General features: G+C 45.7%; 5 protein-coding genes. 1 reads left to right on the top strand and 4 read right to left on the bottom strand.

Annotated elements, in window-relative coordinates; all coding sequences use genetic code 11:
- Positions 1–15: 15 nt before the first annotated feature.
- A complete protein-coding gene (locus R7035_RS25030) occupies positions 16–405 on the top strand; it encodes a RidA family protein (RefSeq protein ID WP_005381087.1) in 390 nt (129 codons plus the stop codon).
- 85 nt (positions 406–490) lie between these two features.
- Here R7035_RS25030 and R7035_RS25035 read toward each other — a convergent pair whose 3' ends face one another.
- From R7035_RS25035 to R7035_RS25050, 4 genes are all read right to left on the bottom strand, one after another.
- Positions 491–1216 (bottom strand): 1-acylglycerol-3-phosphate O-acyltransferase, encoded by a 726-nt coding sequence (locus R7035_RS25035; RefSeq protein ID WP_005381088.1) that lies wholly within the window; start codon positions 1214–1216, stop codon positions 491–493.
- Between the two features lie 155 nt (positions 1217–1371).
- Positions 1372–2628, bottom strand: a complete 1257-nt coding sequence (murA, locus tag R7035_RS25040) for a UDP-N-acetylglucosamine 1-carboxyvinyltransferase (RefSeq protein WP_238855178.1) — start codon at positions 2626–2628, stop codon at positions 1372–1374.
- 9 nt (positions 2629–2637) lie between these two features.
- Positions 2638–2892: a BolA family iron metabolism protein IbaG gene (ibaG, locus tag R7035_RS25045; RefSeq protein WP_005381092.1), complete on the bottom strand. Its 255-nt coding sequence runs from the start codon at positions 2890–2892 to the stop codon at positions 2638–2640.
- A gap of 3 nt (positions 2893–2895) precedes the next feature.
- Positions 2896–3060 (bottom strand): lipid asymmetry maintenance protein MlaB (locus R7035_RS25050; RefSeq protein ID WP_318146314.1); only part of this gene is annotated, 165 nt, incomplete at its 5' end.

Raw genomic sequence — 3060 nt, forward strand, 5'->3', positions numbered from 1 at the left:
GATGGAAAAAATCAAATGACGAAAGTACTTCACACTGAGTCTGCACCAGCAGCAATCGGTCCTTACGTTCAAGGCGTAGATCTAGGTAACATGGTTCTTACTTCAGGCCAAATCCCAGTAAACCCAGCGACAGGTGAAGTGTCTGCTGATATCGCAGAACAAGCTCGTCAGTCTCTAGAAAACGTAAAGGCTGTAGTTGAATCTTCAGGTCTTAAAGTATCTGATATTGTAAAGCTAACGGTTTTTGTTAAAGACCTAAATGACTTTGGCACAGTGAACGAAGTTTACGGCAAGTTCTTTGATGAGCACGGCGTAGCAAACTACCCTGCACGCTCTTGTGTAGAAGTGGCTCGCCTACCAAAAGATGTTGGCATCGAGATTGAAGCAATCGCTGTTCGCAAATAATTGTACTTGCTGACAAACATAAAAAAACGGGTAGCTCAGGCTACCCGTTTTTTATTGTCTTTTCGTGATGATATCGCAGTAAAACTTAAGCAGCGTTGCGCTGTTTGACTTCTTCATCTAACGATTCAAGCTTCTCTTTCATCTGTTCACGACAGATATTCGCTAACTCGCGAATGCCCTCTTTACCATAGCCTTCAGTGCTGATTGGAGGTAGCATTTCAACAATCACATGACCATTGTTCCAACGGTTCAGCTTAATTTTATTCGTCGAGCTACATACGATAGGAATGATTGGCACACCTGCACCAATTGCCGCATGAAAAGCACCTGTTTTGAATGGCAGCAAACCACGCCCACGAGAACGCGTGCCTTCTGGGAACATCCACACCGAAACATCACTTTCTTTCATGCTGCTCACGACCTGATCGATAGTACCTTTTGCTTTAGAACGATTCGCTCGGTCAATCAGAATGTTACCCGTAAGCCAGTAAAGCTGGCCAAACAGTGGCATCCAAGCCAAGCTCTTTTTACCTACTGTCACAACTTTCGGAGTCACAGCCGCAGAAACAGTAAACATGTCCCAGTTGTTCTGGTGGTTAGCAATGTAAACATGTTGGCCGCGTGAATACGCATCTTCAGGGATACGCAACTCTAACTTAATCCCAAACACACGAGACATCTTGGCAAACAAACGGCCAAAAGTGAAAACGTGCTTAGGGTTTCTAGGGCTTAATAGGCAGTAACCACAACCACCAATAAACATAACAATCGCAAAGATAGCGACAGCAAATACACGTAACAGTGCAATCATTCTTGTTCTCCAGGAACCGGCTTTTGCCAGATACAGCTATTAATATCTCTCTTTCCATAAAGGGAAAATATGGTCATGAGAGTGATATAAAAAAGCCGAAACTCAGGTTTCGGCTCTCTTGATATCCAAGTTACCTGCGGTGCAGTTTAACTTGCCTAGCTCACTCGCTCAATATTTGCGCCAAGTGCAGCCAGTTTATTTTCGATTTTGTCGTAACCACGGTCGATATGGTAAATACGATCAACGACGGTTTCGCCTTTAGCAATGCAACCTGCAATAACCAAACTAGCCGAAGCTCGTAGATCGGTTGCCATCACTTGCGCACCGCTGAGTGACTCAACATCACCACAGATAACCGTATTGCCTTCGATCTCAGCTTTAGCGCCCATACGCATGAGTTCTGGTACGTGCATAAAGCGGTTTTCAAAGATAGTCTCTGTGATCACGCCGCCACCTTTCGCCATCATGTTCAGAAGCGTAAATTGAGCTTGCATATCCGTCGGGAAACCAGGATGTGGCGCAGTACGTACACTTACCGCTTTTAGCTCGCGGTCGGTCATATCAACGGAGATCCAATCTTCACCCGTTTCGACAAGCGCGCCAGCTTCTTCCAGCTTGGCGAGAACCGCTTCAAGCAAATGAGCATTAGTGTTGCGACATACCACTTTACCGCCAGATACTGCTGCTGCGACAAGGAATGTTCCCGTCTCAATACGGTCAGCAACCACGTTGTGTTTACAACCGCCTAGGCGCTCAACACCTTCAATCGTAATGGTATCTGTGCCAGCGCCAGAGATTTTTGCGCCAAGCTTATTTAGGAAATCAGCGGTATCGACGATTTCAGGCTCACGCGCAGCGTTATCTAGTGTTGTTGTGCCTTTCGCCAGCGCTGCGGCACACATGATGGTGATCGTCGCGCCTACGCTGACTTTATCCATCACGATGTGCGCGCCTTTTAGACGACCATCCACTTCTGCTTTCACATAACCATCTTCTAATGTAATGGTTGCGCCAAGCTGCTCTAAACCAGAAATATGCAGATCCACAGGACGGGCACCAATGGCACAACCGCCTGGTAAAGAAACCTGACCTTGACCAAAGCGCGCCACCAAAGGACCTAAAGCCCAAATAGAAGCACGCATGGTTTTCACTAAATCATAAGGCGCGCAGTATTCTGTAATACTGCTTGGATCAACATGAACAGAGCCATTGCGGCTTACTTTCGCGCCTAAACGCTTAAGCAATTCCATGGTTGTGTCGATATCACGAAGGTGTGGTACGTTTGCCACTTCTACTGGCTCTTCCGCCAAGATAGACGCAAATAAAATCGGCAGTGCTGCGTTTTTTGCACCTGAAATGGTCACTTCACCAACTAGTGGTTTATCTGACCCAATAACTCGAAACTTTTCCATCAATAAACCTTAAAGCGACATCAATTTCTTATCACGAGCCCACTCTTCTGGTGTGAACGCTTTGATTGATAATGCGTGAATGTCGTTACGCTGGATGTATTCCATCAGAGGAGCATAAATTAGCTGCTGCTTCTTAACGCGGCTCATTCCATCGAAACAAGCATCAACAGCAACCACTTCATAGTGGCTACCTTCACCTTTCACATGCACTTCTTGAAGGTTTAGTGCTTCTTCTAATAACTGTTGTACTTTTGCGCTATCCACAATTTACCCCTGATAATTCTGTATGTGTTTGGCCACTAAAGATTCAACATTGCTCAGTTGAAACAAAGTGCGCAGTTGCGCCGGCACGAAACTGAGCATTATATGACAGTTTTGCTTTTTTGCATGCTCTAATAAGTGGATTAACATCACCATTCCTGCAGAGTCGAC

It is taken from the genome of Vibrio sp. 1731, from assembly GCF_033339955.1.
In the GTDB taxonomy this organism is placed as follows: domain Bacteria; phylum Pseudomonadota; class Gammaproteobacteria; order Enterobacterales; family Vibrionaceae; genus Vibrio; species Vibrio alginolyticus.